A 26,896-nucleotide genomic window follows, 5' to 3' on the forward strand; every position below is an offset into this window, starting at 1 on the left:
CTGGAACCGCGGAGGCAGATGGCCCCGCAGCGCCCGAGCGACATCAGAAGTCGGTTCTGGCACAGATCTTGGGGAGTCGTCGCGGAGCGTCATCCCAGCGTTCGAACGAAAGGCGGCCGGGTCCGACAGTGATCGATCTTGACGGGCCCGACGTGCGTGATGTCGAGTTGACGGTGAGAAGTGGCACCAGCGCATAGGGGATCGACATGTTCATAGCGGAAGAGGGCGATTTCGATCCTGTCGAGGTGGTGAAGCTCTACGACTCGGTCGGCTGGGAGGGCTACACCAGCGACGTCGACAAGCTCTGTCGCGGTCTCGTGAACTCTCACCTCGTCGTCACGGCACGAGACGGATCCGGAACCCTCCTGGGACTGGCCCGGACCATCTCCGACGACGAGCACATCTGTTACGTCCAGGACGTCGTGGTCAATCCGGCGAACCACAGGCAGGGGATTGGACGGGCGCTGGTCGAGCACTTGATGCAGCGTTACTCCCACTGCCGGTTCTTCCTCCTGTCCACGGACCACGAGTCGTCACCAGAGGGCAGCCGCAACCACGCGTTCTACCGGAGCCTGGGCTTCCTGTCCTACGAGGAGAAGGAGATGGCAGGCTTCGGTCTGCCGAGGAACCGCCCCGACCAGCGCACTACGGCTCCCTCGACAGAAGATCCTGAGGAGTCGCGGAGTGTTGCCGGAGGAGGATGATCTTGCTGAGCAGATCGCATTCGGCTCGGCCGAGGAGTTGCCGCTTGATCTTCTTGATGCGGTTGACAGCGCCCTCGATGCTGCCGCAGCTCCAGTGGAGAGTGAGCCCGGCCGCCACGGCGTCGAGGTCTCGGTGCAAGTGCAGTGCGAAGCCGGTGAGGCCCGGTTGCTGGCCGGCATCGACGGCGTCGATCCAAGTGGGGAGTCTCGAGCCGAGACGCTCGGTGAGTATCTCGCCGAAGTCGCGGACGTGTCCCGCGGCCTTGTTCAGTTCGGGGCGGCGGGCCAGGACCTCCTTCAGGCCGGCCCGTCTACCTCGGTCGTCCTGAAGGCTCGGGCTTCTCGGAGCGGTAGAAGCAGTCGGTGCACGCGACGTGCGGGACCGTGCCGAGGGCGACATCCGTGACCAGGCAGTCGGTCCCCCGCCGGGCGCGACAGTCACCGGCCGCGTTCCCACGTCCGACACACCGAGCGCCACGGCCGTGACGGCGGTCATGTGCTCACCTTTGCCCACAGCTCCTGTCCGGTCCCACAAGGCGGTGCACCGCATCTTCGCCTCCTGCCGGCAGGAGGCGTTCTGCGAAGGCCACGTCCACGCTCTCAGCGTGCTGGGTGGCGTCCCCCGCGGGCAAGGTGTGCCGACAGTCACGTAATTCCCCAGGCGGTGGCCGTGGCAGCAGCAGGGCTCGCTTGGATGCGGTGCCCGAGGGGGCGGCTCTGCTGTCGGTCCGGCCTTGGGTCGGGATCCCAGTGGATTGCGTGAGCGCTGCGTCTTCGAGTCCTGTCGTGAAGCTGCCTGGATCCGAATCCGATTGCTCCTTCGCGGGCATTTGCGCATCCTGCTGGGATGCGCTTCTCCATCAATATCCCCAACTTCGGTGACTTCGCCGACCCTCGTAGCGTCGCGACTGTGGCGGCCGCCGCCGAACAGGCCGGCTGGGACGGACTCTTCGTCTGGGACCACGTCCTGCACCGCCAACACCGGGGGCGCCCCTTCGGAGACCCCTGGATGCTGCTGACCGCGGCCGCGTTGGCGACCTCGCGGATCCGGCTGGGCACCTTACTGACGCCGGTTCCCCGTTATCGTCCGCAGCAGCTTGCCCGCCAGGTGGCCACCCTGGACAATCTCAGCGGCGGCCGGGTGATCTTCGCAGCTGGCCTGGGCGGACCGGTCGAGGACGAGTACCGCAGCTTCGGCGACACCGCTGAGCCGCAGCTCCTCGCCGAGCGGCTGGACGAGGGGCTGGAGCTGTTGAGGCGCTGGTGGTCCGGCGAGCCGGTGGACCACCATGGCCGGCACTACGAGGTCCGGGACGTGACGCTGCTGCCTGCAACGGTGCAGCAGCCTGGTCCGCCGGTGTGGATCGGCGGGTTCTGGCCGCGTCGGCCGCCGATGCGGCGGGCAGCGCGATGGGACGGGGCGGTTCCTCTCTTCGAGACTGCCCGGCACGGGCACGTGCCCGATGTGGCAGAGGTGCGGGATCTTGCCGGCTATCTGCGCGAGCACCGTGTGGGTGGGGCCGAGCGGCCTTTCGAGCTCGTGCTCGGCGGTGCCACGCCCTCGGATGCCGTGAAGGCCAGGGACGTGATCGGTCCACTGCGCGACGCCGGCGCCACCTGGTGGGACGAGCGGCAGGTCCAGACCGGTCCTGATCTGGATCGTTTGCTCCCGGTAATGCGCCGGATCGAGGCGGGGCCGCCGGTGATCTGATCAGCCTTCGAGGGCGTGCCGGATTCAGGCTCGTCAGCTTGTTCCGCATCTCCTCGTACGTGATCGTGTGTCCCCGAGAACGCCCTGCTGACGTGCAGTTGGTGCCTCTGGGCGGCGCACTCCTGTGTCGAGGTCAGCGGCACCGCATCGACCAGGACAGGCAGGGCGGCGTCAGGGGGCGGCCCCGGTGCCATGGGGTAGACCACGGAGGCCGACGCCATGTCATCGACGCCACCGAAGAGGTCCGGGGCACAGCTCTGCGAGATGAAGTCCACCGTCTCGAGGAACCGCGCCTCCGCGTCGTCGTCGCTCGCCGCGACGGTGCTGACCGAGGAGCTCACCGAGGAGCTCTGCTCGGTGGTGGCGTTCTGCGCGCCGAAGCCGTCCAGGACGACGACGCCGTCGAGCGCGACCGCCGGCAAGGACTTCAGGAGGAAAATCGGTCGCATGTCCGTACCGTGCAGGCTGCTGACAGCCGCCCACATGAGTACCCGTACCTCCTGAGCTTCTTCGGAGTGTTGTCGAGGGTGACGTGTGCTGAACCCTGCGGTAGGCCGGTGGTATGCGGTACGCGCAGGTGGTGGATTGACTGCAGAGCGGCGGCGGTTGCGCGAGCAGTTCCGGCACGAGGCGGGCAAGCGGTTCGCTCACGGCGAGAAGACCGCGCTGATCGCGAAGGATCTCCGCGTCAGTGAAGTCGGTGGAGCGCTGGCGACGCGCCTGGCGGGAGGTCGGGGTGGATACGCTCGGCTCCACGGGGCCGCCGAAGCTCCCCCCAAGCTGTCCGACGGCCCGTTCGACGAGCTGTGGAGGAGGAACTGGCGCTGGGCCCCGCCGAGCATGGCTGGGAAGACCAGCGGTGGACCTTGGCACCCCGCTCGCCGCCGCCTCCCGCGGCCGGGCCCGTCAGCCACACGGCCCCGGCCTGACCGGGCCGTAGCTGCAGGAGCACAGGGCCGTCTACTGCTGCGGGGCGCTCACCAGAGTTTCGGGCAGGTAGGGGGACCGAAGACCCAGTTGCCAGCCGTGCGCGAGATGGGCGAGGGCGGCCAGTGTGATGGCCCCCGCCGGCAACAGACTTCGGGCGGCCGGGTTTGGCCCAGTGTCCTCGCGATGCATCACCAAGCGCTCCTGGAGGGCCCGCTCGAACGTGGCCTGGTCGTCGTCGAGCAGGACACGCAACAGCCGCTGGTCCGGCGACAGCGCCCCAGCCGTATCCAGCTTCGTGGCCGCCCGCGCCCGCTCGCCGGCATCCGGCTTGCTCAGCGGCACCGGGCCAGGTACCGCGCCGGGGTAGCGCCCCTGCACGACGCTCAGGTAGCCGCACAGCGCGTCCATCTCGGCGAGGTCGGCCGGTTCGGACACCGACTCGCGCTTCGAGTACGGCACGCCGTCACGGATGGCGGGTGCGTAGTCCTCGCGCAGCAGAGGGCCGATCACACGGTTGCGCTCCCATATCAGGCCGCTGATCACGGTCCAGGTGAACGCGTCGGTCCACGTCCGCGCCGTGGTCGTCGGCTGGGTCGGCTCCCCACTCTCGTCGTAGTCGAGCTCCGCGCTGCTGAGCGTCTTCGGCACGAGGGGCAGGGGTATCTCGAAGTCGCCGTCCGGGAAGCACGCAAGGCTCAGCACCCCCAGGGCACATTCCGCCGCCGTGACCAGGGCGGTACGGGAATCGGGGGTACACAGCGCGGGGTCCGGCACGGTCCGCGCGGCGACGTGGTCCGTCAGCTCCTCGCCCAGCTCCCTGAGCCCGAACCGCAGCTGCATGTCGCCGTAGCGCATGTCGTGCCACCAACTGTGAGCCCGCCCCCACATGTCCTCCAGGGCCTGCTCGATCCGCTGCTCCGCTACGACATGACCTGTCACTTCCTTGATCGTCATGACGGACATTTTCGCAGCGCCCGGCCGCCCGCCCGGACTCGTCCGGCAACGCGGACAGGCGTGCGGCTCTCGGCCCCTATGCGTCGGGCTCCGCCGCTCCCCACCAGTCGTGAAGTGCCGTGTCTTCCATTGCGACAGGGGACGTAGCCGTCGCCATGCGGGGTCGGATCCGCTCTTGGTGGAGGAGTGGACGTCGGCCCGGCTGCCGGAGGGCTTGTACAGGCAGACGGTGTCGCGGTCGTTGTCCACGGGAAGTTGCAGTTGTCGCGGTAGACCACGTTGTACTCGTCGGAGTCGCTGCCGCCGCGCAGCGCAGGGAGCCGGCATTCTCGTCCGCGCTGTGCGAGTCGCTGACGCCGCTGTCTCCCTCCCTGCACCCCAGTCATCCCCCGGCGCCCGTCTCTCCGACGCCCCGAGCACATCCCACTGCGACGCCGGCCCCATGACGACGGACGGCCGCGGCAGTGACGTACGGGGTCACGCGATCGACGGGGCCGGATCAAGGATCATGGCCCACTCCCGCATCACCCCCACTGCGCCGCACAGACGATCGACCCGCGCCCACCGTCACCCCGCACGAAAATCCCTCAGCAGCGTCGCGGTTGCGACCGCAGCCCTGTGCGGCGGTCCCCCGGACGGGACGGTGGAGCGTGTTCGCAGCCGCTCGAGATCCGCGAGCGGACGGAGGACGCAGCGTTCCAACAGCAGGGACGGGCTGATGAGGGTCGAGCCGACCTCGTGGCCGTCCTTGACGCAGGTGTAGGGCGAGCTGTGCACCGTCACGTCGCCGCCGACGGCCGTGATCTGGCCCGCCAGTGCGGCCTTGCGGGCGCAGATCGCCACCGGTCCGACGATCTCGCGGGTCACGCGACCCGCCCGTACCCGGCGCGCCCACAGCAGTTCCAGGATCAGGTGTCCGCGCACCGAGAAGCCCCCGATCGCCGTGCCCAGCAGCCAGCCGTCGCCCAACCGGTGGCGCAGTCCCTCTGCCGTGTCCCGGCCCGCTGAGACCTCCAGCACACTGCAGCGCGGTACGACAGCGCCCCGGCGGCCCCGTCCGTGCCCGCTGCTGCGGCCGCCGCTGAGTGCTCGGGTGCTCCGGTCGGTGAGCAGCCCCGTCCAACGGCCCTCGCGCAGCAGTGTGACGGTCCGCGCGGCGGTGCCCTCGTCGTCGCGCGCGTAGCTGCCCGCGTACGGGTGGGCCCCGGGCCGGTCCCGTACGGTCAGCGCAGCCCGCGTCCAGTGGTCGCCGAGGGCACGGCCGAGGGTGCCGTGATCGGCGAGGTAGTTGTCGGCCTCGCTGGTGTGCCCGAAGCATTCGTGCACCAATACCCCGGCCGCCGTGGGCGACAGCAGCGCCGGGCCGGCCACCGACTCCGCCAGAGGCATTCGGCACCGTAACAGGGCCTGGTCGCTCAGGAGTTGTCGTATCCCGTGCCGTACCTGTCCGGCCACGAAGGCGGGGTCGTAGGCCGCCGCACCCCACTGGGGCGCGACGCCGTGGTGCGGGGCACCGAGGCTGACGCGGACCCGCCACAGCCCGTCCCGCTCGTCCGAAGTGATCTGCGCCCGGGGGCCCAGCCGCACGCGCGCCGCGTCCAACGCCGTGGCCAGAACGTCGGTCATGGGGAGGACGCGTCCGTGACCGTCCGCAGGACGCGCCGCAGCGCGTCCTCCAGTCGATCGACATCGGGCACGCCGAGCGGCAGCGGCTGCCACCAGGCCGGTTCCCGCGACAGCGCGCTCAGCAGCGGCTTGAGATACCGGGAGAGTGCGCTCTGGGCATTGCAGGAAAAGGAGACGCTGACAGAGCCGTCGCTGCCCTCCCCCTCCACGCCCTCGTGCGGTGCGAACAGCGGCAGGTAGAGCACGTCGCCGGGGTGCAGCACCGCGCTGTACGGTTCCTCGGGCAGGCGGCCGGAGGGCACGAAGCCCTTGGTTTCCAGCATGCGTGCGCGCTGCCGCTCCGACGCGGTGTGTTCGGGCAGGCCCACCAGCCAGGTCTTCGAACCCTGCTGCTGTACGACGAAGTTGTCGCTGTGGTCGAAGTGGCAGCCGATCCCCGCCCCGCTGCCCCGGGTCACTGACAGATCCGCCGTGCACTCGTCCCAGCCGAACAGGTCGGCCAGCTTCGCGCACGCATCGGCCAGTTCCGGCAGGGTGTGCTGCGCCTGGTTGACGAAGAGCACCGCGCCGTCGGGCCGCCGCCGTACCTGCGCTCCGGACTCCTCCGCCTGCGGGGTCCGCGCCAGTCGGCCCTCCAGGACCTCGATATCGGGCCAGTCGAGCCCTGGGGCGAGGAAGCGCGGGCCGCAGCCACGCCAGAGGACCGGCCGGCGGCGCCAGTGCTCGCGGTAGAACAGGTCCAGGTCGAATCGGTCCGTCTCCAGCAGTGATTGTGTGCTCATCGCAGCCCCCAGGCCCGCAGTCGCTGTTGGATCTTCGCCCGTACGTCCGGTGACATCCCCGCCTCGTGACCGGCCAGGACGGAGGTCAGCGCGTCGAAGAGGGGGCGACTGGCCGGGCCGATGACGCAGCGCCCCGCGCCCGCCAGGAACATCGTGGGGTGCAGCTGCCAGGCGGCCGGCGCCTCGGCGTAGTCGCGGAAGGCGCAGAACGTGCCGCCGTGGAAGGCCGCGCCATGCAGCGTGACGTCGAAGGTGGCCTCGGCCCCGGTGGCGATCGCGCGGGCGATCGCGCAAGCGGCCTCGTAGTGGACGAGCGACTCCAGGGCGTGCTCAGGGTCGAAGGGCGCCTCGGTCGCCATGAACCGGTGGAAGCACTCGGGCAGCGGCAGCCCACGCCCCCGTGGTGAGTAGGGCACGTCCCGGAAGTGCTGGAACTGGGGGGAGGCCAGGAAGAGTTCGGCTACCGCGTTGACGCTGAGCCCGTGCCGTTCCTGGACCGCCTCCAGCGTGCGCGGGAAAGCGTCCCGGAGCCCCTGCCCCGTGCCCGTTCCGCCGCTGACCACCGCCGAGCGGATGTTGCGACCGACCAAGCGCAGTTCCGTCGGGTCCACCCGGTCGAAGACCTCGATCAGGTCCGCATCGAGTCGCGGCCTCAGGCCGCCGGGACCGTCCGCGATGAACGCGGAGCGGAACCCCTGGTCGTACAGCAGCCGGTCCAGCACACGCAGGATGCGCCCGTGCAGCCCGGCCTCGGCCCCATCGGCCTCTCGGTCCGCCCCGTTCACATCGTCCGCTTGGTCGACTGCGGTGGCCTCATGCGGCATGGACGGTCTCCTTCCAGTCGCGCACCAGGGAGAAGAGGCGCTCCGCGTTCGGGCGCGATTTGGGCACGAGCACGCCGTCAGTGGTGAACTTGGGGTCCTCGTAGGTGACTCCGCTCAGTCGCGGCATCATCGGCAGCAGGTGTTCCAGCAAGGTGAGCTGCTCATCCAGCAGCACGCCGTGGTGCAGGTCACGGAAGCGGCCGTCGACGATTTGGCAGCCCGACAGGTGCACCTCGTGGCAGCGGTCCAGTGGCAGCGCCTCCAGCCCCTCGAACATGCGCTCTCCGGTACGCCCCATCAGCCACTGGTAGGCAAGGATGTGTCCGATGTCGATCGTCGCGTGCGCGCCCGTCTCCCGAACGACGGTGTCGAAGAACGCGAAGGCGTCCATCGTGCCGACCAGAAAGCTGCCGCCCTCGGTGAAGCCGGGAAACTCCACGGACAGCGGCGCCTGCAACCGCTCTCGCCACTCCGCGACCCCGGCCACGCAGCGCCTCAGCCCCTCCGCGGTCAGTACGGGCGGCATCGGGTACGGCAGGCTGCGGCCTCCCAGCGACCAGATCCCCAAATCCTCGATGATCCAGCGGAACCCGTAGCGTTCGATCAGCACGTTGGTGAAGTCGGCGACGGCCGCACGCTCGTACCGCTCCGGGCTGCCGGTGTTGAGCAGGGTGTGATGGAAGGCGCGCGGACGGCCGTCACCGAACAGGGCGAAGAGGGCGTCGTACGCCGGGAAGTACCGCTCGGGTGTGAGCGGGCCGTAGTCGATGGGCTGGAAGGCGACGAACATGTAGTCGTACGCCTGCGCGTTGCGCCGCAGGAACGCCGCGACCTGAGCGGTCGGGCGGCCCTCCCCCGACTTCTCGAACCCGATGCGTTCGCCCCACACGAGGTCCATGCCCAGTCCGAGCCCGAGTTTTTCCATCAGGCACTCCCCGCTTCCGGTGTGTCCAGCACGAGCAGCCTCTTGTGAACCATCTGCGCCAGCCACCGGCGCGCCCGCGCTTCCTCGGCGACGAGAGCGCCGTCGGGGGTGCGCTCCACACCGGCGGGTACCGCCGCCAGCCGGGGCCAGGCGACGTCGGCCAGGAACCAGCGCGTACGGACGGAGTCGAGCGCCACCCCGAACCGCGGCCGGGCCCGCGACACCGACCCGGCGGCCGCAGACGCCGTTCCGGGGCGGTCCGGGGCGCGCAGCGGCAGGTCGGGACGGACCGCCCGTTCGGCGTCGGGCACCGCCTCGACGGTCATGCGCAGCAGCCGCTGCCGGGCCTCCTCCGTAGCGGTGTCCTCCAGCAGCGCGCCACCTACCCGGCCGGCGGCGAAGGCCAGGCCGTCGTTGGTGACCAGGTAGGCGTCGTCATCCTGGCGCCGCCGGTCGGCCCACAGGTAGCTGCCCGGTTCGGCGACGACCAACTGCATGGTGTCCAGGCCCATGTCCGCCGGGTTGCGCTGGATCACCTCGACCGTGTCGCGGAAGCCCTGAAGGGCGCCATCGTGGTCGAAGCCGTCCATGAACGACAAGTTTGTGACGATTCCGGCCCGCGTGAGGTTGCGTACGGCACGCTCCGCGTGCGCAGCGTCCTGGCCCTTGTGCAGGGAGTCGAGAATGTCCTGGTCGGCGGTCTCGAACCCGGTGGACAACTGCACGCAGCCTGCCGCACGCAGCCGTTCGCAGAAGCCGGGGTCGGCCAGTTCCTGCTCCAGGCGCGCCCGTACCCGGAAGGTCAGGGACGCGCCGCGCCGGCGGACCGCCTCCATCACACGCAGCAGGTGGCGCAGGCCCGTGTTCTCGTCGGTGACCGCCACATCGGTCATCTTCAGCCGGCCGGCCAGCGCCACCAGGTGTTCAGCGGCCACCTCGGGGGCGATCTGCTGGAACGCACGCGCGTCGCGGTAGCGGTTGCCGTACGAACAGAACGTGCATTTTCCCCAATAGCAGCCGACCGTGAGCCGGTAAGGGAACTGGTGGGCCATGTTGGTGTAGAGGGCGAAGTCGAACGGCCCGAAGTCCGGCATCTGCTGCTCGCTCAGGACGAAGCCGTCCGCGAGCCCCGTGGATTCCCGCGCAGTGCCGTCGCCGTCCAGGACGCGAGCGAGAAAGTCCTCGCCGTGGCCCGTGCACCAGTGGTCGACCGCGCGCGATGTGGTGACGTGCCGGCGCAGCAAGGCCGCCCACATCTGCACGGTGGGCCCGCCCAGCACGATCCGCAGGGATGGCCGCCGTTCTTTGAGCAGCGCGCACAGGGTGAGGACGGGGACGACCTGGCTGAAGAACGGTACGGAGAAGGCCAGAATGCGCGGCGGGTCCTCCGCCAGCAGCTCCTCGATGCGGTCGGCGCACCAGCGCGCAGACCAGCTGTCGCGGCTGGCGTCGACGAGCTTGTCGAGTTCGGACAGCAGCAGCGGGCCCCGAACGATCCAGCCGTCCTGGGACGCCTGTCGGGTGACGTAGCGGACCATGGCCTGGATGGCTGTTTCCTGGGCGAAGCCGGTGGAGCGGTCGCGAGCGGTCTCCAGAAGCCGGGTGCCGTGCCGAGCCCGGTAGCGTTCGCTGACGGTCCGGAACACCTCACCGGCGCTCGGCGCCCCGGCCCCGGGGTCCAGGCCGTCCACCTCGGGCGGGTCGGTGCGGCGGACCAGGACACGGGCACGGTACTCCAGGTTCAGGTCGAACCCGCGGACCCGGTGGCCCTGGGCGCTCCAGGCTGCGGTGAGCTGCGGCAACGCAAGGTAGGGGAACTGCACGGCCTCGCTCACGGGCGGCATCACCAGCAGTACGTCGCTCATCGCTCACCCCACCCTGTACTCCGCTCGGTGGTCCTTGCCCGTGTCAGCCGTTCGATGAGGTCCAGTCGGTCCCGTGCCGTCTGCGCGCTGTCCAGGTCGCCCTGCGCGTCGGCAAGCACCTGCACGGTTCGCCAGACCCCGGCGCGCAGCGGCAACTCCTCGGCGACGGACCGGAATTCCGCCAGCGCAGCGCCCGGTCCGTCCAGGCGCAGGGTGGCTCGGGCCGACAGGATGCGCGCGTGCATCGCGAGCGTGTCGCGTGGGTCCAGCGCGATGGCCTCGCGCAGCCGGTCCCGGGCCACGCGGTGGTCGCCATGCGCGTAGTGCGCCGCGCCGATCTTGTACGCGAGCCAGCTGGACCGGTATCCCTGGGCGGCCGCCCGCTCGTAGCACGCCTGGGCCTGCGCGGGGCTTGCGGAGGCGTTCGCCAAGCCGCGCAGGGCCACTGCCACGCCCGCCGCCGGACTCGCCGCGCCGGACTCGTCGCTCCCCGCTGCGGGTTCGTCGAGGGCCCAGGGCCCGGCGCCTTGGTGGACGCGCAGCATCAGATCGTCCGGCCATGGGGCTGAGGGCAAAAAGGAGGACTCGCGAGCCCTCAGCCCCAGCCGCCCCGCGACGTCCGGTCCCACCCTGCGGAACTCGGCGGGCAGGAACCCGGACCGGGTCGACCAGGTCATCGCGGACAGCTCGCACCCGCAGGCGGCGACCAGGTCGGCCAGATCGTCCACGGAGTGGTCGGGCGCACCGTGCTCGTCCACCAGCCAGTCCAGGTCGATGTCGGTGACGACATCGCCGGTCACGTGCCGGTCCAGGTGGCGGGTGAGGAGATCGGGCGGTACGACCGACAGCCGTACGCCGCACAGCGTCACCGCCAGGCAGCAGTGGCCGGCCTGTGGATCGGCCGGCGCGCCGCCGGTGGCAATGAGGGAGACGCAGTTCACCGCCCTGCTCTCCCAGCCCTCGTACGAGGTCCAACTTGGCACCCACACCAGGTCGGTGAGACCGGCCGCGAGGGCGGCGGCGGACCAGAAGTCATCGAGCCCGAAGGCGCCGGGTACACCGCGCACCGGTAGCCGGCGCAGCAGTTCGGCCGGTGACGTACCCTCGTGCGCCGCGGCTCGCAGGGCCTCCTCCCCGCCGGGGGCGAGGGGCTTGAGGTCCAGGTGGCGGTCGAAGCAGACGACGGTGCGACGGTGGTAGGGGCTCTGCGGCCACAGTGCCGCGACCTCGCCGTGCTCCTCGAACAGGTCAACGTGTCCCGGCATCCCGCGCCCTCTCGAGAAGCGACGTGTCCGGCGCCGGTGTGAGCGGTGACTCCGGTGGCGTCTCAGGGACCGGCCCGGCCGCCGAGGAGAAGCGGCGCGCGTCCGGGCTGAGCGCCGTGGCGGCGGTGGTCGCCAGGACGAGGACGCCCGCCCACAGCATGATCGTCCGGGCGTCGGCGAAGCGAAGCAGCACCGCGCCGAACAGTTGACCGAGGGGCAGTGAGGCGAAGGAGAAGAAGAAGTCGGCGGAGAACGCCCGGCCGTGAAGTTGCTCGGGCACCTCACGGCGCAGCCCGGCCATCTTGACGACGTCGAACGCCTGCTGGCCGATGCCACCCGCGACGAACGCGGCCGTCAGCAGCAGCACCGATCCGGTCGCCACGGGCGACAGCACGGTCACGCCGAACAGGCCGAGCAGCACCAGTGCGTACAGTCCCCGTCGCCTACCGGTGATGCGCCCGCCGACCAGCGCGCCGCCGACGGTGCCCACTGCGAAGGCGCCAAGGACGAAACCGTAGACGGTGGCGCTGTGGCCCGCTTCGAGCAAGGACACCGGCAGGGCGACCATCCACGGTCCGACGGCAAACAGGACGTGGACGACGGCGAGGAGTTGAACGTGTCGCAGCCACCGCACTCGCCACAGCACGGCGAGCCCACCGAGGGCGGAGCGCAGCAGCGGCCCTTCGGGGGCGTCGGTGACCACTTCGGCCTCTTCGGCTTGCGTAGCGGTGACTGCCGCGGTGCGCGCCGCGTAGCGGGCGCCCGCCCACCGGGTCGCGACCGCGGACAGGCCGAAGGCCGCGGCGGCGACGACCGCTCCTGCCGAGGAGCTGAGTACGGCGACGAGTGTGGCGGCCAGCGTGGGACCGACGATGCCGGAAGTGTTGCGCATGCCTTCGAGGAGGCCGTACGCGGCGGTGACTCCGGCTTCCTCGTCGGCAGGGCCGTCGGTCCTGCCGTCCGGATCCGTCGTCGCGTGCCTGTCCTCGTGCAGGACACGCGGGGTGATCAGCAGCAGGGCGGGTTCGCTCACCGCTTCGCACACACCGATGAGGACGGCGACGGCGAGGATGACGGCGTCGAGCCGGCCGTCCCAGAAGAGGGCCAGCGCGATGAGCGCGACAAAGCGGGCGGCATCCGCGGTGACCGCCGCGACGACGGGGTTGACGCGGTCGAGGAACGCGCCGCTGAAGAGCACGACACCGCCGAGCGCGATAAAGCGGGCGGCGAATACCGCACCGATGGTCTCCGCTGTCGTTCCCGACTGCGCCGCAGCCACGACGACGATGATCGGGAAGAATGCGTCACCGAGCAGAGAAACGGCCTGCCCCAGACAGAGCCCAGCGAAACGCCGATTTCCGAGCAGTCCAAGATAAATTCTCACCGGGAGGAGCGAGACCTTTCATGAGAAGCCTGCCGTCGGTGCTTTCGCCGCCGACGGCACGCCTGCGTCAGTCCTTCGGATCAGTTCTTGAAGCGGAACGCGTGGAAGGCGACGCTCTCGTCCAGGTCCTCGGCCTCCAGAACTTCAAGGCTGTCGAGGTCTTCGATTGCGTCGAGGATGGTCTGCTCGTTGCGTGACTCGCCCATGATTCCTCCTGGAAAAGGAAGGGAGCGCGGCAGGCTGATTCCCGCAGCGCTGGAAAAACACTAACCGCCCCCTTCCTGCTCTGGAAACGCCGCTCACACTGTGACCGAAAGAGCGGCTTTGCCAGGAACCCACCCCGCTCCGAATATCACAAGCACCAGGCTGGCAGAATGTGCTAAACGGAAGAGGAATGTCAAGGTCCGTTGGTGCATGATGGCCGGTTCCGCACCCCACGGACTCAAAAGGAGTAAGGGAGTGACGCCCGCACGCGAATAAGAAGTTGTCTCACGTGGCAAGTTTCTCTTCTTTTTGCAGGTCAAAGCGGCGGCCATAGCAAGACCTCGGCTCCGCCGATCGTTGCGGGCCGCGAACGGGATCTTGAGACCGTGAGCAGCCCACGGCGGGCTCACGCAGCATGATCGATAAATTCGCGAAGAACAACCTGCACGAGAGACTGCGGCGGGACCGCAAGACTCCACCGAGAACTCACGGCAGTGGTGTAAGCGCCGACGAGCGACTGTGGCTGGCGGCAGCTGCCGCCGACGTCCGACACGTCGCCCGCCACCACGCATCGCCGCTGCACGTCACGGACCGAGGCCGGCTGTGGCCTCGGCTGCGCCGGAGGGGCCGGACGAACACGAGGCCCGGGGCGCGGTGGACGGGACTTCGGCGATCGCCGACGCGGCTCGTGTCGCGCCAGAACACGAGACACAGCCGCACACTCCACAGTCGCCACTTCCGATCACCGGGTTGGTTCGCGGCCATCGATTCGCCGTCATGAGAGGGGGCGAAGCTCGGAGTTCTGTAGCAGTCGGAGCCCGACAGGCCTCAGCGCATCAGACGGTCACGAGCGTCCGGCCAGTTCTCGTCGCCTACGTTCGTCTCGCTCACCCGCTCGCGGCCGTCGGTCTCCGCGAGAGCCGGACCACCATCCCCAGGTCGGAGCCGTAAAGCCCGACTCACTCCGTGTACCGGCACCGTGCCGTGCACGGGATGTCCTACTTTCCCTCGACGGCCGGGCTGTTCTTCACGCAGTACGGGGTGAAAGTCTTTGGTCCCGCAATCTCGACTCTCGCGCGCCGTGGTGTCCGCTCACGATCATCCCGCACCGGCGTCGCCCGCCGGCGGTGGCGTGTGGCTTGAAGTCCTGCAGAGACGTGGCTTGTCGTTGACGTTTCCGCCGGACCGACTTTGGCATAGCGTGGCCCTCGTGTCAGAGTCGCCACTGTCTCCCGCCGCGCCCCGCATTCCCCCGCAGCCCGCAGACGAATGGGCCGAATCCGTGCGGGAGATGCTGTCCGCCGACATTGGATCACTGGGTCTCGGCGTTTCTTCACTCGGTGAGGCACATGTGTTTACGACGCTTGCCCGTCATCCGGAGTTGTTCGCCGCCTGGCTTCCCTTCAGCAGCCAGTTGCTGCTCGCGGGTGAACTACCATTCGCTGAACGCGAGTTGGTGATTCTCCGAGTGGCGCGCAATTGCGAGTCGCCCTACGAGTGGGGCCAGCACGTCAGAATCGCAGCGAAGGCAGGGCTGTCATCGGTAGACATGGCTCGGGTGGCTGTAGGTCCCGACGCGCCGGGTTGGACGGAACGGCAGTCGTTGCTACTGCGGGCCACGGACGAGTTGCACTCCGGCGCCCGGATCGGCCGGTCGACGTGGGCAGGACTGACCCAGCACCTGACGGAGCGCCAATTGATCGAACTCCCCATGCTGGTGGGCCACTACCATCTGCTGGCCTTCACCCTTAACTCCCTGCAGGTGTTGCCGGAGACCGGACTGCCCCCTATGGACTGACGGGATATCGGGGACGGCGAAGCCCGAACGGCCGGCAGTGGGCGGACCTCGGATCGCCTCGGAGACGGTGGAGCGGTCCACCTCGTAGAGCTCGGCGAGTGCCGCGTGCGGCAGACCGAGACGCACGTGCACCAGCGGGACGAACAGCCGGTCGAGCAGGACCATCCGCTGATTCGGTCCGGCACCTGCCGTCCGGCTCCGGTACGCGCCACGGCGTGCGGGCAGCGCGGACGCCCGGCTCACTCGCCACGTCCGGGCAAGCTCCTCGAGCAGTTCGGCGACGTGTGCGCGGGAGACGCCGGACAGGGCAGGACGGGAGTCAGGCCGCACGGGCAGACGCGCTTCATCGCCCAAACCACCCGCGCTGCTTTCCTCGTGGTCACGACTCGGTCGTGACCACCGGTACTCGAAGGGCTCTTACGACCGCGTCGGCCAGATCAACGCCTGGACGACGATGACGTTCTCACCGTCGAAGGTGACAGCGGGGCCTTCGTACGGTTCGTAGCCAAGACCAATCGCCTCGCTCACCCGGTGACAGAACGTGGCGTCGTCCGGTCCGGTCAACACTCGGTAGACGGGCAACCCGTCCGGTGGTGTGCTCATGAGCGAAGGATCTCAGGCAAGCTCCAGGCGCCCAGGAGCACACCCCCGGCTCCATCGCTCCCAGGGTCGTCAGGACCGCCGGACAACCGGAGCCCCAGCCACGAGACGCTTTGACTCAGGCCCGGAGACCAGGGGTCGAACATGCGGTCCGCTCCGTGCCGGTAGAGGTGTTCCAGGAACCGGATGGCAGCTCCGCGGCAGGTCGGCTGCCGGCGGCCCCACCCACCGTTCCGTGCGCCCGACCAACGGCAGCTTCGGCACCGGATTCCGCCCATGTCTTGCAGTCACCGTGATGCCGGGCAATGGCCGGCCGACCGCGACGACCGGTCGGGGGTCGGCGTCGATGACGACCTGATGATGGGTGGAGTACCGGTAGTTCTCAGAAATCAGAAGGCGGCAGCGGCCACCGCCTCGGCTTCCGGCAGCAGGTCCTTGCTCTCCTGGATCAACCTCTCGTACGTACGCTCGTGGTCCGCGCTTTCGAGAGCGAACCGCAGGAGCGAGCCGGACCAGTCGTCGAAGAGCGAGAACGTGCGGTCCACCATCCGCTTGGCTTCCTCGCGCTGTGCATCGTCGAGGGAGGGCAGGCTTTTCTCTTCTACCTCGGGCGACTTTATGCTGTGCGAAGCCTCCGCCATGTAGTGCTTCGTGCCGAAGAACTCACATTCGCGACCGTCCCGCAGGGCGATTCCCCGGCAGTGGGTGAAGATGGTGATCGAGACGGCCTCGATGGACTCGACCATCGCGAAAACGGCGTACGTGGGGGCGCCCGCGGCGAGCGCGGCCAGCTCCAGGCAGAGACGTCGAGAGTGGCTGAAGTCCGCGCTCCACAGGACTCGCGTGGCGTCCGACAGGGGCATGCTGCTGTCGGCCCCCAGCTTCTCCAGGTCGGTCAGCATCCACTGCCAGTGGAAGTCCTCTTCGTACGTGTGCGCGTTCAGCAGGGCCTGCAGCTGATCAGGCCGGACCTTCCCTTCGTCTTTGCGGAAGACGTACTTGTTCAGATCGGAGTAGCCCATGATGAAGGGAACCACGCTGGGCCCCCACGCCAGACGCCTTTCTCCGGGCAGTGACTCGTCAGCGAGCAGACGGGTGAAGAATGCGTGGCTCTCGTACGATTTCCGATGTTCTTCTATGTAGTCGATGACCTTCTGCATGGAAAACTCCGTTCACGGCCTGTCGACATCTCCGCAGCGACAGGAGGAGAAGACAGCATCGCACAGGCATCTTCAACTCATAATCTTTCAAGTAGCGTCGATATGGAGTCTGCCCTTTGTTCCCGTCGGGGACTTCCCTTCTTTCCCGTCGGAAATGCCCTTTCTTACCTCGATCCTTCTTGAGGGTCCGCCTACGGAGTTGTTCCGTGCGCCGCCTTGTCCCTTGGGCTTCGACGACCAGGGGCGCGACATCCTGACCTTTGTGCCGGGGCATGCGGTCTGTCCCGACCGGTTCTCTCTGCTGGAACCTGCTCGGCAACTGGCTCGTGTGGCACGACTGATCCGGGATTTCCACGATGCGGTGCTGTGGTCGCAGACGAGTCCCGGTGGGCCTTCATCGACTGGGACACCGCCGGCCCCGGTTCCCGCCTGCGGGACGTCGCGTATGCCATGCACGGTTTCATCCCGTTGTCCGCGCATCCTGACTGGCAACGCGGCGACGCGGGAGACCAACTGCGAGTCTTCGCCAACGCCTACGGCCTCGATGAAGCCGAACGCCGTCGGCTGGTCCCACTGCTGGGGCGCCGTAGGCGTTCCATACACGACTTCCTGCGCGAACAGGCCGCCCGGCGCGTCCAGCCCTGGGCAACTCCGTGGACCGCGGGCCACGGCGACGGCTGGCGAAGCGACGCCGAATACAACGAACAGCGTGAAGATCTGTGGATGCAGGCCCTGCTCGCCGGCTGAGGCACTTCCGCCCGCTCCTCGCCCCCAATGTCGAACAGCTTGAGTCTGCCGCCTGACGCCGGTCCCGGGGAAACGTCCGCGAAGGCGTCACGCTGCCGGGAGGACCTATTCGACTGCTTGACCGCGGGGGCGAACTGTTCGAGCGTACTGACGCGTTGCTGTGCGCGGGCGGCCCGTTCAGTCCGCAGGCGGTCGACGGCGCTGGGCGGCCCGGCACTTCTCATGCCACCTTGATGACAACCTTGCCCGCAGCGTGACCGGTCTCGACGGCGGCGAGGGCGGCCAGGGCGTCTGAGAGCGGATGGACCGCAGTGATCACGGGTGCGAGAACTCCGTCGAGGGCCAGCCGGGCGGACCGCTCCAGGCTCTCCCGGTCGATGCGCCGCTCGACGAAACGCCCACCGAGATCGGGCACAGACATATCGCCCACGGCGATGACGTTGCGGGGATCCCGGGCCAGCGGGGCGACCGTCCGCAGCGAGGTGCCTCCGACCAGGTCGACGATCCCGTCGAAGCCGTCCGGAACCAGTTCGCGTGCCACGGCGACGACGTCCTCGGCGGTGTAGTCGATGAACCGCACCCCGATGGCCTCGGCCTGCTCGCGCTTGGCGGTACTCCCGGTGCCGATCACACGCAGCTCGCGTCCGACGGCCAGCCGGGCGACGGCGAGGCCGACCCCTCCCCCGACCCCGTTGACCAGGACCGTGGCACCGGCCGGGAGGCCGAGCTGGCCGAGCACGTCCACCGCGGTCGTCCCGGTCACGGGCAGGGTTGCCGCCACGGTCGCGGACAGGCCCGCCGGGATGCGCGCGGTGTTCGGCGCGGACAGCACCGTCGTCTCGGCGTAGGTGCCGCCACCAGTGAGTGCGAAGCCGAAGACCGCGTCACCCACTTCGAGTCCGTCGACGTCCTCGCCCCGGGCGAGAACGGTTCCCGCTGCCTCCATGCCCAGCACACGGGGAAACGGACGCCCGCCGTCGAGCCCGGAGACCAGACCCGAGCGCAGCATGTGGTCGAGGGGATTCACGCCGGCCACGTCGACCCGGATCAGTACCTCGCCGCGACCGGGGACGGGATCGGGACGGTCGATGAACTCCTGCACCTCGGGCCCGCCATACCTGCCGAAACCCCACGCCTGCCCCATCTTCTGCCGCCTCCCGTTGACCGACCCGGTGATTCCGGGCTCTGCAGCCATCCTCACCTCTCACATCGATGTCAGGGGCAACCAACTGAGATGCAGGTCACAGCATCAGCTCAACCGTGCCGCCGACTCCGGCGACGTGGACATGGACAGCTCCGCCCGGTGCCGGCTGTTGGCCCTGATCAGCACATCGAGCGCATCCCGGGTCGCGACCAGGTGCGCGATGTCGTCGTCGATCCGGTCGCGCTCGCGCATCATCGCCGTGAACGTCTCCTCGGCGACGCCCAGGTCACCCGGGACGTCCACACACGGCAGCACAGTCGCGATCACCCGACTGGACATACCCGCGTCGAACAACTGCCGGATGAGCGACACGCGCTGGACCGCCTCAGCGGAATAGTGACGCTGCCCGGTATCGGAGCGTGAGCTGGTCAGCAGGCCCTGCTCTTCGTAGTACCGCAGTGAGCGCGGGCTCACGCCCGTGCGCGTGGACAGCTCGCCGATTCGCATTCGTGAGAGCCTACGCTCGCGTCCTCCAGGTGCAGACCGCCGGAGGGTGAAAGACACCTGCGGACGCCGCCACAGCCGCAGGGTTGTCGTCCCGGTCCACAGTTGAGCACGTTCGTCTGTAGGCGCCTGAGCACCTTTCTCCGTGCGCCGACGCCTGCCCACGTCGCACGGCAGTGGTGCGGTCAACTGGTGCGCTGGACCGGGCGTCGGCCTTGTCGGTAACGGCAGCCAGGCGTGGTGCCCGCGCCGTATGGTCCGGCGCTGGTACCACGAGGTCGACACTGCGGGGTGCTGACGGCAACTTGACCTTCCCTGCATGGAGTTGCCGTACCCACTTGGCTGCGGACCTCGGAATCGGCACGTCTCCTGCACGACATCGCGGCCTCAGGCCGGGCACTCACCCACGCGGAACCGACGGGACCGCCTGCCTCCAGGTCCGACGGGCCCTCGCCCCGGGGCGCAGACCACCCGTGCAGCGATTGATCTCACCGGTGAGCCACTTGGACGTCTACGACTCCGATCAGACGCCGTGGAGCTCGTCAGCGACGAGCCCACGTCCGCCTGGCCTGCACCCTGCTCCTCGGCTCTTCCCGATTCTGGACCTCGTGCCTCGAAGCCCGTCATACCGCCAAACAGCTCGCTCAAGGCCATGCTCTCGGTCGAGCGGATGCTCGCGGAGCGCGCCTGCGAGCGCATCCTTGTGGACTTCATCCACCGCCTTGACCTCGGCGACCCGAGTCCGGTGGCTGAGCTGTTCACGCCCGATGACGTCTGGCACCGGCCTTTCGGGGACCGGCGCATCGAGAGGCGCGAGGCTCTGCGCGCCTACTTCGCCTCTCGCCGGCGGACAGGCTGTCGCGCCGTCTGATGACGAACATCCTGGTCACGGTGGAGCCCGAGACACCGGCGCGTGCGGTCTCGCATCCGATGACATACCGGGTCGATGGCTACTCATGCCGTGGAAACGCCCGTCGTACGCTATCGGTCATGCCCACTCACAACCCGTCTTTCACGGTCAACGACGATGTCGAGGTGCCCAATCCCGCCTCCGACGAGGTCTGGACCGTCGGCGCCGTCATCCTCAACCGGGACGGCCATGCCTTCGCCCAAAAGCGGAGCCCAGACCGTCGCCTGTTTCCCGATACCTGGGACATCGTAGGCGGCCACGTCGAGGCTGGGGAAACGGTTCTGGAGGCTCTCGCACGCGAGGTCGAGGAGGAGACCGGCTGGCGCTTGACCCACGTGCGCCGGTTCCTTGGCACTACAACCTGGACAGGGGACGACGGCGGTGGACTCCGTCACGAGGCCGACTACCTCGTCGAGATCGACGGCGACTTGGATCACCCCACGCTGGAATGGTCCAAGCACTCCGCCTATGACTGGTTCAACTCCGACAACCTCGCCCGCCTCAAAGAGAACCGCAGACCCGGAGAGTTCTTGATCCACGACCTCATCGCACGGGCCATCGGAGTTCGCCCGGACAAGTCCTAGCGATCCGGCTCGGCAACGTTCCACTCCTGAGGCAGGTCCTCGCCGCAGAAGACGCAGACGAAGTCCTCCTCCCGCACGATGCTGAGCTCCCCGCAAGAGCCACAGCGGCGGAAGACCACGTGTCGTGCACGAGGCCGCTGGGTATCGAGACGCGGTCAGCTGCGTAGGCGCATGCGATATGCCTGGCGACGTCGGCGGTCATCCCCGGGATACTGGTCGCCCATGGATGAGGTCAAAGTCGTTGTCGCCCATTCTGAGCGCGCGACTCTGCGCGTCGGCGACGTGTTCCTGAAGGTGGACGCCGATCAGGCGCGCATCGATGTCGAGGTCGAGGCGATGGCCCTGGCGCCGGTCCCGACCCCGGAGGTCCTGTGGTGTAAGCCGTCCGTGCTCGCGATGGCGGCACTTCCGGGGACGACGCTTGGGCGCCTCGGCGGGCCATCGACCGGGTCGCCGGCGGCGTGGGCCGCGGCGGGCGCCGCCATCCGGAAGCTGCACGACGCGCCACTGCCGCCCCGACCCGGTGGGGCCGGCCGGAGCATCCTCGCGCTGGCGGCGGAACTCGACGACGAGTGCGAGTTGCTCGTGATGAACGGCGTCCTGCCCACTGACCTGGTCACCCGCAACCGCCAGGTCGCCGAGGCCGCGCTCCGGCCGTGGACTGCGGCGTTCACGCACGGCGACCTGCAGATCGCGCACGTCTTCGTCGACGGCGACGAGGTCACGGGCATCATCGACTGGTCAGAAGCGGGCCAGGGTGATGCCCTGTACGACCTCGCCACCTTCACGCTCGGACACGAGGAGCACCTCGACGACGTCATCGCCGGCTATGGCACCGACATCGACCTCGACGTGATCCACGCGTGGTGGTCGTTGCGAAGCCTGCTGGCTGTTCGCTGGCTGATCGAGCACGGCTTCGACCCGTTCGCGCCGGGCTGTGAGGTCGACGTGCTGAGATCCCGGATGTGAGGCTGCGCGGGCCCGACTGCTACGAATGCGTTCCGACGCATCGAGCAGGCCATCCTCTGAGGCGATCGCCCGCCCTTACTTTGGACAAAGTGCGGTGCGCAGTCGTCGCCAGCAGATGACGGCGCAGCCGAGGGTGACGAACGCGTGGTGGATGTCGTCGCGTATCTCCCAGCGGATGCGCAGGCGGCGGAACCAGTGCAGCAGCGCGATCGCTCCTTCCACGACCCAGCGGTACACGCCCAGGCCGGAGCCGTGCCCGGTGCCGCGCCGGGCGATGTGCGGGGTGATCTGGAACCGGCGGACCTTGTCTCGGTAGACCTCGTGGTCATAGCCGCGGTCGGCGTACAGGTGCTTGGGGCGGCGCCGTGGCTGACCGCCCTTGCCGCGGATCGGTGGGACGGCCTGGATCAGCGGGCTCAGTTGGGTGACGTCGTTGCGGTTGCCGTCGGTGGTGATTGCCGCGAGCGGGATGCCGTGCGCCTCGACGATCAGGTGGTGCTTGCTGCCGGCCTTGCCCCGGCCCACCGGGGTCGGACCGGTGGCCGGCCCGCCCTTCATCGCGCGGATGTGGCTGGAGTCGACCGCTGCGCGGGAGAAGTCCAGCAGGTCTGCGGCCCGCAGCTCGGAGAGCAGCAGCTCGTGCAGGTTCTGCCAGACCCGGCCTCGTTCCAGTCCCGCAGCCGTCGCCAGCAGGTCATCCCCGAGCCGAAGCCCAGCTCCTGGGGCAGAAACTCCCAGCGGATCCCGCTGTACAGCACGGCTGCACGTCGAACGCGCCTGGCACGCGCACACTCTGTTCCACGCCGGGAGCGGGGGGATGCTCGACCAGTTGGGCCCCACCGTCCGCTGGCGGTCACCGGTCCTGGATCGCCCCGTACCCGGACCACCGCGGCATCCCCCTCCAGGGCTGGGGCTGCTCCTGGTCCCCTCCCACTTCTGCTGGCACGCGCCCATCGCCCTGGGCGCCAGAGTTTCGGGACGGGTGTTCGCTTGCACACGCGAAACCCGAGAGGGCATGTGTGAACGGGAAATAGGAACATCTGATTCCGCCAGGAGGCCGGATCAGGCTCACCGCTGCTTGGGCAAGAGGCGCAGGAGTCCCACAGCTGCGATACCTATCAAGAGGCGGCTACGGGGCTTTGCTCTTGCCGGTACGTTGGGCCGCACGCGCCTGGTGCGTGCAGCCGGACGCACCAGGACGTAAACAACGGGGGCCATGATTCGGGGAGTTCCATGATTCGGTCGGTTCTGCGACGTCGCCGGGCGACCTCGGGTCTCCCGGTCCCGGACGCGTGTACGCCCGGCCGGCACGCCCTGGCCACCCGGCACCTGCTGTTCTACACCCCGGTGACCTAGCTCGACGCGCCCGCGGCCATGGCCGCGGGCGCGGACCCCGATGCCCAGCGCTGGCAAGGAAACCACATGGACCGGGTCGTACCGGACGCCGACACCAGACAGGCCCTGCTGGGCATGGGGCCTGCCGGTGCCACCCCCCGTTGGTTCCTCCGGTCCAACCCCGAGCTGGCCGAGCCCTTCGAACCCACCCCCGGGACATTCGAGTTCATGGTCTGTGTGCGCCGCGACACCGGGCGCTACGCCGGGTACCTCGAACTCCACCACGACAGCGGTGAGATCGGCGGCATTCTCGCCCCCGACCGCCGAGGCCAGGGCCTCGGCGCCGAACTGTTCCTGGCGGGCGCGGAGTTCGCCCATGGCCACGCCGGGCTGCCGACGGTACACGCAGGAACAGCGGCGGAGAACCTCGCCTGCCGCCGCGCCCTGGAACGCGCCGGCTTCGCCCCGACCCCCGGCCCGGCCCGCCCCACTCTGCCGGACGGCCGTGAGCTGGACACCGTCTGGTACCGGCGCGAGGGCACCGCCTCGGCGTGCGCGAGACCTTGAGGCAGGAGTGAAGGGCCAAAGGAGCGAGTCCGCCGCCTGGAAAGTCGGTCGTGTCCCGCTCGAACCCGGCAGGAGCGGGCCGGGACAGGGCCAGCCCGAGCCCGTGCTGGGCACTCGGTGCTGAGGGGGATGACCGTAGGGTCACGGCTGTTACGGCCGGGCCCCGCGCTTGTTTCGTCAGCCGTCGCCGGCGTTTCCCGCGCGTCGGCTCTGTGCCGTCATGTTCATTGCATTGAGCCTACGGCGCGCCGTCGACGGAGCCCTGTAGCCTGGTTTGCCGCGCAGCGGCGTGATTATTGGCGGGAGACCCTGATGACAGGCGGCAGCAGGTCCACCACGGATATCGGAGGCGGCCACATCGGACTGGTCGTCACGATCATTGCCCTGGTGGTCATTGCTGGTGTTTCCGGCCCTCGCTGGACTTTGATCGTCGCGGCGTGCTTCACCGCCTGGTTCATCCTCGCGCTGACCGTCATCCGCATCAGGGGCGGACGCGGCGGAGAAGCCCTTCGACGGGCCTACGTCGCCACTTTCGGCTGGGGCGACTACGTCACCCCCTGAGTGGGTTGAACGACAAGATGAGCACCTGTTTCTGATCAGGGGGATGAGCCGGTCGGGATGAGCCCAGGGCTGATGCGTTCTCGGCTGGTGAGATGAGTCGACCGCCTGTGTCGGCGCCGCTGTGCGCGGTTCACCCGGTTCGGCAGCGAGAGACGCGACCCCCGATGATCAAGGTTGTCGAAAGTCGATTGGGTGAAGATCCGCTAGGGTTTGACGGGTTGGGACTCGGCAACTGTTCCGCGGCATACGGGGCAGGGGGAGATGTGCCTGAGGACCGGACAGGGGGAGATGTGGTTGAAGACCCAGAGCGTCGAGAGAGGTCCGAACGGGCATCGGCCATCGGATGTGTGATGGGGTTCGCCATTCTGGCGGCAGCGGTCGCATGGACGTGGCTCTTTGGTCGTTAGCGTGTGTTCGGTGAACTCGCCTTGATCTAAACCTGGCGCCGGGGGTGTCCCTTTCGCCCCACCCGTGGCATTCCCCCAAGCCCGGGGCGATGCGTTCTCAGGCTGTGAGTCGGAGCATGGCTGTCGCGTGCTGGGGGCGTGACCGGTAGTGATCGGCTGCGGCGGCGATGTTGGTCCAGCCCGCTTGGCGCATGAGTCCGATGGCGAGATTGCGCAGGGTGGCCATGGCGCGGGGTGCGGTGCCGTGCGTATGCGCGAGACGTCCTCGCCGAAGGTCCCGTCTCTGACGTGGTATGGGGCCTCAACTGACCAGCGCTTTGTGACGAGTTCGGCGAGTTGCGCCGGGCTGGCCCGTTCGGGCGGGAGGCTGGTGACCGCGTAGACGGTCTTCATCTCGACCTTGCCGGTCTTCCGGTTGGTGCGACGACGCTTGATCTCCATCGCTTGGACGGCGTGCGGGAAGCGCAGGGCGGGACGGACGGTGCAGACCTTCAGGCGGCGGACCGACGGGCGTGGAGGTGACCGCGAGCTGGGCGTCGGCGACGAGGTTGGCGAGGTCCGACTCGGCGTCGCGGGTCCGGAGCGGGTGATGTCGGCGGTAGCGAGTCGGTAGGACTCGGTGCCGGTCCCGATGATGTTCCCGCCTAAGGTGAGGCGGTCAACAATTGCCGCGCAGAGTCGCGGAACCGTGAATGTCCTGGTCCAGCCGTCTGGGGCACGCACATGTTCCTTTTCGTGGATCGCTGCTGCCACCCGCCCGTATTCATCTCCTGCTGTCCTCGTTGGTCTTCATGGTCGTGCTCGGATTCTCCAGGTGCTGCCTTGATCGGTCAGGTGCGAGGAAGGAGTACCGGCGACGTCCCAGGTGTGGGTGATCGAGGGCGGTGCCGTCCTGCTTGAGCCGGTGACCAGCGACCCGTGGGACTTCCAGGCCGAGTGCGTTACTGAAGCCGCAGGACTCCAGGGGCACGATCCTCGAGGATCGTGATCAGCCGGTCGAAGACGGTCGGCCCGTGCTCTGTTTGCGCCGCAGCCAGATCCGCGCTGACAGCAGGACGGTTCGTGGGATGACACCGTGAGTGGCGGATCTCCAGCTGGCGAGCCGTCTCCGGGTAGCCCAGATACTCGCGAGACGCCTGGTGCTCACGCCACGTCCACGCGGTGGGCGAACGGGAGGAGCATGTCGGCCAACGGCACGTGGCAGATCCCCCGGGTCGAGGAGAACTACGACAGCATCCAGACGGCCGCGAACACCGCCCGTACGGTCATCACGTTCAGCAGGGACAATGTCAACACGGCGGTCTGGGACCTCTACAACGCCAGGGACGCCAGGGACGCCAGGGACGCCAGGGACGCCAGGGACGCCAGGACGATGGCACGCGCGTTCCTCGTCATGACGCAGTTCGTCGCGGAAGCGGCCCGGTTCCGGCCGATCGGCACTGACATCGGGATGGTCATGGGCCACGACGGCGGCGAGCTGCGCCTTCCCGCGGGCTTCGTCAACCAAGAGAACTCGTGGGACGCCCTGAGCCGCCGCTTCAACCACCTGCTCCGCGACCACTGGGCGGGCTACGTCGACCCGAGTCTCCCGTACGGCTACCGCGCAGGCCGGTTCGGCGAGTCGGTCCGCTTCCAGATCCTCACGGCGATCATGTACGCCGATTACCTCCTCCGCACGTCGCACGGCCGCTGACCCCACGGCGTGTCTGCTCCACCGCCCGACCGCTGCCCCGGCGCTCATTCCGCCGGGGGCAGCGGTGTTCCTCCCGGCACCGGCACCACCCCTGCCAGGCCCGCAGAGCTGGGTGAAGCTCGATGGTGACTGCCTGATTCGGTCTCGCTGCCGGGTCACGGTGGTCGACAGGCAGTACCTCTGAAGACCGACGCAAGCTCCTGGCCAGCCTCGCAGCAACACAGCCCGCTGACCAGCCGCACCAAGCTGCGCCGTCAACTCAGCGCGAGGCGCCGTGCCACCTCTACCGCACCACTCGGCGCGCCCCTGGGCCCTCTGAGGCGGAGGATCAGCGGGCTGGTCACCGTGTCGCCCACCCCCACTCGGTCCGGAGAGGACGCCGGGGTCGGAGAACTGCTGCGGGTTCCGGCGCGTGGCGCCAGGCATGAGGAAGATCGCTGACGCGCACCTGGCAGAGCCGGGCCTGGCGGAGGTCGCGGCAGCCGATGACGAAACAGCTCTCCCGGTCCAGGAGCTGCTCGCCATGCGGTGGGCAAGGTTTCCTCACCGTGGAGGCCGTCCGGGCATCCGATGCCGTCATCACCATGCGGTGTGGTGGCACATGCCCCACCTTCGCTGGCAAGCGGTACCTCGACTGGCGGCTCGACGACCCGGCCGGACAGGGCGTCGAGACCGTACGCCCATCCGCGACGCGACGCTCGTAGCCCTCAGGCCGGCCTCGCAGCCTTCCAAGGGTGCCTTCA

General features: G+C 68.7%; 24 protein-coding genes and 6 pseudogenes. 12 read left to right on the forward strand and 18 right to left on the reverse strand.

The features are described 5' to 3' along the window. The first annotated feature begins 206 nt into the window (after nucleotides 1–206). Nucleotides 207–704 carry a GNAT family N-acetyltransferase gene (locus ACFU5F_RS28165; protein ID WP_383892886.1) on the forward strand — a complete coding sequence of 166 codons (498 nt, stop codon included), beginning with the start codon at nucleotides 207–209 and terminating at the stop codon, nucleotides 702–704. On the opposite strand, the gene ACFU5F_RS28170 is transcribed toward ACFU5F_RS28165, so the two are convergent. Beyond that, entirely contained in the window at nucleotides 646–1,200 is a 555-nt protein-coding gene (locus ACFU5F_RS28170; RefSeq protein ID WP_383892889.1) for a hypothetical protein, read from the reverse strand. The two genes, ACFU5F_RS28165 and ACFU5F_RS28170, sit on opposite strands and share 59 nt — an antisense overlap. A gap of 351 nt (nucleotides 1,201–1,551) precedes the next feature. On the opposite strand from ACFU5F_RS28170, the gene ACFU5F_RS28175 reads away from it, so the two are divergent. Further along, nucleotides 1,552–2,415, forward strand: a complete 864-nt coding sequence (locus tag ACFU5F_RS28175; RefSeq protein ID WP_383892892.1) for an LLM class flavin-dependent oxidoreductase — start codon at nucleotides 1,552–1,554, stop codon at nucleotides 2,413–2,415. Between the two features lie 219 nt (nucleotides 2,416–2,634). Then, nucleotides 2,635–2,919 carry a hypothetical protein gene (locus ACFU5F_RS28180; RefSeq protein WP_383892895.1) on the forward strand — a complete coding sequence of 95 codons (285 nt, stop codon included), beginning with the start codon at nucleotides 2,635–2,637 and terminating at the stop codon, nucleotides 2,917–2,919. Between the two features lie 456 nt (nucleotides 2,920–3,375). Here ACFU5F_RS28180 and ACFU5F_RS28185 read toward each other — a convergent pair whose 3' ends face one another. The 10 genes and pseudogenes from ACFU5F_RS28185 to ACFU5F_RS28230 form a co-directional block, all read right to left on the reverse strand. Next, complete coding sequence (locus tag ACFU5F_RS28185; protein ID WP_383892983.1) at nucleotides 3,376–4,299, reverse strand: immunity 49 family protein; 924 nt, start codon at nucleotides 4,297–4,299, stop codon at nucleotides 3,376–3,378. 162 nt (nucleotides 4,300–4,461) lie between these two features. Next, a pseudogene (locus ACFU5F_RS28190) lies at nucleotides 4,462–4,610 on the reverse strand (lamin tail domain-containing protein); the annotation flags it as partial. Nucleotides 4,611–4,866: 256 nt separating this feature from the next. Beyond that, a complete protein-coding gene (locus ACFU5F_RS28195) occupies nucleotides 4,867–5,925 on the reverse strand; it encodes a metallopeptidase TldD-related protein (RefSeq protein WP_383892898.1) in 1,059 nt (352 codons plus the stop codon). After that, a complete protein-coding gene (locus ACFU5F_RS28200; protein WP_383892901.1) occupies nucleotides 5,922–6,707 on the reverse strand; it encodes a JmjC domain-containing protein in 786 nt (261 codons plus the stop codon). The genes ACFU5F_RS28195 and ACFU5F_RS28200 overlap by 4 nt, the downstream gene beginning before the upstream one ends. Then, nucleotides 6,704–7,531: a hypothetical protein gene (locus ACFU5F_RS28205; protein WP_383892904.1), complete on the reverse strand. Its 828-nt coding sequence runs from the start codon at nucleotides 7,529–7,531 to the stop codon at nucleotides 6,704–6,706. The genes ACFU5F_RS28200 and ACFU5F_RS28205 overlap by 4 nt, the downstream gene beginning before the upstream one ends. Then, the gene (locus ACFU5F_RS28210; RefSeq protein ID WP_383892906.1) at nucleotides 7,521–8,456 is read right to left on the reverse strand and encodes a DUF692 family multinuclear iron-containing protein; all 936 of its coding nucleotides are present in this window, start codon (nucleotides 8,454–8,456) and stop codon (nucleotides 7,521–7,523) included. The genes ACFU5F_RS28205 and ACFU5F_RS28210 overlap by 11 nt, the downstream gene beginning before the upstream one ends. Next, nucleotides 8,456–10,321 carry a B12-binding domain-containing radical SAM protein gene (locus ACFU5F_RS28215; protein WP_383892909.1) on the reverse strand — a complete coding sequence of 622 codons (1,866 nt, stop codon included), beginning with the start codon at nucleotides 10,319–10,321 and terminating at the stop codon, nucleotides 8,456–8,458. Before ACFU5F_RS28215 ends, ACFU5F_RS28210 begins: the two co-directional genes overlap by 1 nt. Beyond that, nucleotides 10,318–11,586, reverse strand: a complete 1,269-nt coding sequence (locus tag ACFU5F_RS28220) for a tetratricopeptide repeat protein (protein WP_383892911.1) — start codon at nucleotides 11,584–11,586, stop codon at nucleotides 10,318–10,320. The genes ACFU5F_RS28215 and ACFU5F_RS28220 overlap by 4 nt, the downstream gene beginning before the upstream one ends. Next, nucleotides 11,570–12,865 (reverse strand): MFS transporter, encoded by a 1,296-nt coding sequence (locus ACFU5F_RS28225; protein ID WP_383892914.1) that lies wholly within the window; start codon nucleotides 12,863–12,865, stop codon nucleotides 11,570–11,572. The genes ACFU5F_RS28220 and ACFU5F_RS28225 overlap by 17 nt, the downstream gene beginning before the upstream one ends. A 185-nt stretch (nucleotides 12,866–13,050) precedes the next feature. Beyond that, a complete protein-coding gene (locus ACFU5F_RS28230; RefSeq protein WP_383892916.1) occupies nucleotides 13,051–13,176 on the reverse strand; it encodes a hypothetical protein in 126 nt (41 codons plus the stop codon). 1,289 nt (nucleotides 13,177–14,465) lie between these two features. Here ACFU5F_RS28230 and ACFU5F_RS28235 point away from each other — a divergent pair. Continuing rightward, entirely contained in the window at nucleotides 14,466–14,972 is a 507-nt protein-coding gene (locus tag ACFU5F_RS28235; protein WP_383892986.1) for a carboxymuconolactone decarboxylase family protein, read from the forward strand. Between the two features lie 63 nt (nucleotides 14,973–15,035). Here the strand turns inward: ACFU5F_RS28235 and ACFU5F_RS28240 are convergent. From ACFU5F_RS28240 to ACFU5F_RS28255, 4 genes and pseudogenes are all read right to left on the reverse strand, one after another. Further along, a pseudogene (locus ACFU5F_RS28240) lies at nucleotides 15,036–15,137 on the reverse strand (transposase family protein); the annotation flags it as partial. A gap of 252 nt (nucleotides 15,138–15,389) precedes the next feature. Further along, nucleotides 15,390–15,575: a DUF1737 domain-containing protein gene (locus ACFU5F_RS28245; RefSeq protein WP_383892919.1), complete on the reverse strand. Its 186-nt coding sequence runs from the start codon at nucleotides 15,573–15,575 to the stop codon at nucleotides 15,390–15,392. A gap of 187 nt (nucleotides 15,576–15,762) precedes the next feature. Beyond that, a pseudogene (locus ACFU5F_RS28250) lies at nucleotides 15,763–15,959 on the reverse strand (IS5/IS1182 family transposase); the annotation flags it as partial. A gap of 2 nt (nucleotides 15,960–15,961) precedes the next feature. Continuing rightward, nucleotides 15,962–16,732, reverse strand: coding sequence for a hypothetical protein (locus ACFU5F_RS28255; RefSeq protein ID WP_383892922.1), 771 nt, complete (start codon nucleotides 16,730–16,732; stop codon nucleotides 15,962–15,964). A 366-nt stretch (nucleotides 16,733–17,098) separates the two neighbouring features. Here ACFU5F_RS28255 and ACFU5F_RS28260 point away from each other — a divergent pair, with 366 nt between their 5' ends. Beyond that, the gene (locus tag ACFU5F_RS28260) at nucleotides 17,099–17,479 is read left to right on the forward strand and encodes a hypothetical protein (protein WP_383892925.1); all 381 of its coding nucleotides are present in this window, start codon (nucleotides 17,099–17,101) and stop codon (nucleotides 17,477–17,479) included. Between the two features lie 220 nt (nucleotides 17,480–17,699). Here ACFU5F_RS28260 and ACFU5F_RS28265 read toward each other — a convergent pair whose 3' ends face one another. Beyond that, nucleotides 17,700–18,674 (reverse strand): NADP-dependent oxidoreductase, encoded by a 975-nt coding sequence (locus tag ACFU5F_RS28265; protein WP_383892928.1) that lies wholly within the window; start codon nucleotides 18,672–18,674, stop codon nucleotides 17,700–17,702. Nucleotides 18,675–18,728: 54 nt separating this feature from the next. Continuing rightward, nucleotides 18,729–19,130: a MerR family transcriptional regulator gene (locus tag ACFU5F_RS28270; RefSeq protein ID WP_383892930.1), complete on the reverse strand. Its 402-nt coding sequence runs from the start codon at nucleotides 19,128–19,130 to the stop codon at nucleotides 18,729–18,731. A 649-nt stretch (nucleotides 19,131–19,779) separates the two neighbouring features. Here ACFU5F_RS28270 and ACFU5F_RS28275 point away from each other — a divergent pair. The 3 genes and pseudogenes from ACFU5F_RS28275 to ACFU5F_RS28285 form a co-directional block, all read left to right on the forward strand. After that, nucleotides 19,780–20,084, forward strand: a pseudogene (locus ACFU5F_RS28275) (nuclear transport factor 2 family protein); the annotation flags it as partial. A 33-nt stretch (nucleotides 20,085–20,117) separates the two neighbouring features. Next, entirely contained in the window at nucleotides 20,118–20,621 is a 504-nt protein-coding gene (locus ACFU5F_RS28280) for an NUDIX hydrolase (protein ID WP_383892989.1), read from the forward strand. Nucleotides 20,622–20,843: 222 nt separating this feature from the next. Next, nucleotides 20,844–21,590, forward strand: a complete 747-nt coding sequence (locus ACFU5F_RS28285; RefSeq protein ID WP_383892992.1) for a phosphotransferase family protein — start codon at nucleotides 20,844–20,846, stop codon at nucleotides 21,588–21,590. Between the two features lie 75 nt (nucleotides 21,591–21,665). On the opposite strand, the gene ACFU5F_RS28290 is transcribed toward ACFU5F_RS28285, so the two are convergent. Then, nucleotides 21,666–22,447, reverse strand: a protein-coding gene (locus ACFU5F_RS28290) for an IS5 family transposase (protein WP_383892933.1) whose coding sequence is annotated in 2 segments (ribosomal slippage) — nucleotides 21,666–22,246 and nucleotides 22,246–22,447 — 783 coding nt in all. Because the reading frame shifts where the segments join, the coding sequence is not laid out codon by codon here. Between the two features lie 514 nt (nucleotides 22,448–22,961). Between ACFU5F_RS28290 and ACFU5F_RS28295 the strand changes: the two are divergent. From ACFU5F_RS28295 to ACFU5F_RS28310, 4 genes and pseudogenes are all read left to right on the forward strand, one after another. After that, nucleotides 22,962–23,492, forward strand: a pseudogene (locus ACFU5F_RS28295) (GNAT family N-acetyltransferase); the annotation flags it as partial. A gap of 312 nt (nucleotides 23,493–23,804) precedes the next feature. Further along, nucleotides 23,805–24,053, forward strand: coding sequence for a hypothetical protein (locus ACFU5F_RS28300; RefSeq protein ID WP_383892936.1), 249 nt, complete (start codon nucleotides 23,805–23,807; stop codon nucleotides 24,051–24,053). A 1,587-nt stretch (nucleotides 24,054–25,640) separates the two neighbouring features. Next, entirely contained in the window at nucleotides 25,641–26,153 is a 513-nt protein-coding gene (locus tag ACFU5F_RS28305) for a ribosome-inactivating family protein (RefSeq protein WP_383892938.1), read from the forward strand. A 424-nt stretch (nucleotides 26,154–26,577) separates the two neighbouring features. Then, nucleotides 26,578–26,673: pseudogene (locus ACFU5F_RS28310) on the forward strand (DUF6207 family protein); the annotation flags it as partial. Nucleotides 26,674–26,896 lie beyond the last annotated feature (223 nt).

The organism is Streptomyces sp. NPDC057438, assembly GCF_042802995.1.
In the GTDB taxonomy this organism is placed as follows: domain Bacteria; phylum Actinomycetota; class Actinomycetes; order Streptomycetales; family Streptomycetaceae; genus Streptomyces.

Excerpts from the sequence above, each read along its gene's own strand:
- ACFU5F_RS28205 (WP_383892904.1), bottom strand. The coding sequence starts at position 7,531 with ATGCCGCATGAGGCCACCGCAGTCGACCAAGCGGACGATGTGAACGGG.
- ACFU5F_RS28195 (WP_383892898.1), bottom strand. The coding sequence starts at position 5,925 with ATGACCGACGTTCTGGCCACGGCGTTGGACGCGGCGCGCGTGCGGCTG.
- ACFU5F_RS28215 (WP_383892909.1), bottom strand. The coding sequence starts at position 10,321 with ATGAGCGACGTACTGCTGGTGATGCCGCCCGTGAGCGAGGCCGTGCAG.
- ACFU5F_RS28165 (WP_383892886.1), top strand. The coding sequence starts at position 207 with ATGTTCATAGCGGAAGAGGGCGATTTCGATCCTGTCGAGGTGGTGAAG.
- ACFU5F_RS28255 (WP_383892922.1), bottom strand. The coding sequence starts at position 16,732 with ATGCAGAAGGTCATCGACTACATAGAAGAACATCGGAAATCGTACGAG.
- ACFU5F_RS28230 (WP_383892916.1), bottom strand. The coding sequence starts at position 13,176 with ATGGGCGAGTCACGCAACGAGCAGACCATCCTCGACGCAATCGAAGAC.
- ACFU5F_RS28175 (WP_383892892.1), top strand. The coding sequence starts at position 1,552 with ATGCGCTTCTCCATCAATATCCCCAACTTCGGTGACTTCGCCGACCCT.
- ACFU5F_RS28300 (WP_383892936.1), top strand. The coding sequence starts at position 23,805 with ATGACAGGCGGCAGCAGGTCCACCACGGATATCGGAGGCGGCCACATC.
- ACFU5F_RS28200 (WP_383892901.1), bottom strand. The coding sequence starts at position 6,707 with ATGAGCACACAATCACTGCTGGAGACGGACCGATTCGACCTGGACCTG.
- ACFU5F_RS28265 (WP_383892928.1), bottom strand. The coding sequence starts at position 18,674 with ATGGCTGCAGAGCCCGGAATCACCGGGTCGGTCAACGGGAGGCGGCAG.
- ACFU5F_RS28185 (WP_383892983.1), bottom strand. The coding sequence starts at position 4,299 with ATGACGATCAAGGAAGTGACAGGTCATGTCGTAGCGGAGCAGCGGATC.
- ACFU5F_RS28235 (WP_383892986.1), top strand. The coding sequence starts at position 14,466 with ATGCTGTCCGCCGACATTGGATCACTGGGTCTCGGCGTTTCTTCACTC.
- ACFU5F_RS28210 (WP_383892906.1), bottom strand. The coding sequence starts at position 8,456 with ATGGAAAAACTCGGGCTCGGACTGGGCATGGACCTCGTGTGGGGCGAA.
- ACFU5F_RS28270 (WP_383892930.1), bottom strand. The coding sequence starts at position 19,130 with ATGCGAATCGGCGAGCTGTCCACGCGCACGGGCGTGAGCCCGCGCTCA.
- ACFU5F_RS28245 (WP_383892919.1), bottom strand. The coding sequence starts at position 15,575 with ATGAGCACACCACCGGACGGGTTGCCCGTCTACCGAGTGTTGACCGGA.
- ACFU5F_RS28280 (WP_383892989.1), top strand. The coding sequence starts at position 20,118 with ATGCCCACTCACAACCCGTCTTTCACGGTCAACGACGATGTCGAGGTG.
- ACFU5F_RS28305 (WP_383892938.1), top strand. The coding sequence starts at position 25,641 with ATGTCGGCCAACGGCACGTGGCAGATCCCCCGGGTCGAGGAGAACTAC.
- ACFU5F_RS28180 (WP_383892895.1), top strand. The coding sequence starts at position 2,635 with ATGTCATCGACGCCACCGAAGAGGTCCGGGGCACAGCTCTGCGAGATG.
- ACFU5F_RS28220 (WP_383892911.1), bottom strand. The coding sequence starts at position 11,586 with ATGCCGGGACACGTTGACCTGTTCGAGGAGCACGGCGAGGTCGCGGCA.
- ACFU5F_RS28170 (WP_383892889.1), bottom strand. The coding sequence starts at position 1,200 with ATGACCGCCGTCACGGCCGTGGCGCTCGGTGTGTCGGACGTGGGAACG.
- ACFU5F_RS28285 (WP_383892992.1), top strand. The coding sequence starts at position 20,844 with ATGGATGAGGTCAAAGTCGTTGTCGCCCATTCTGAGCGCGCGACTCTG.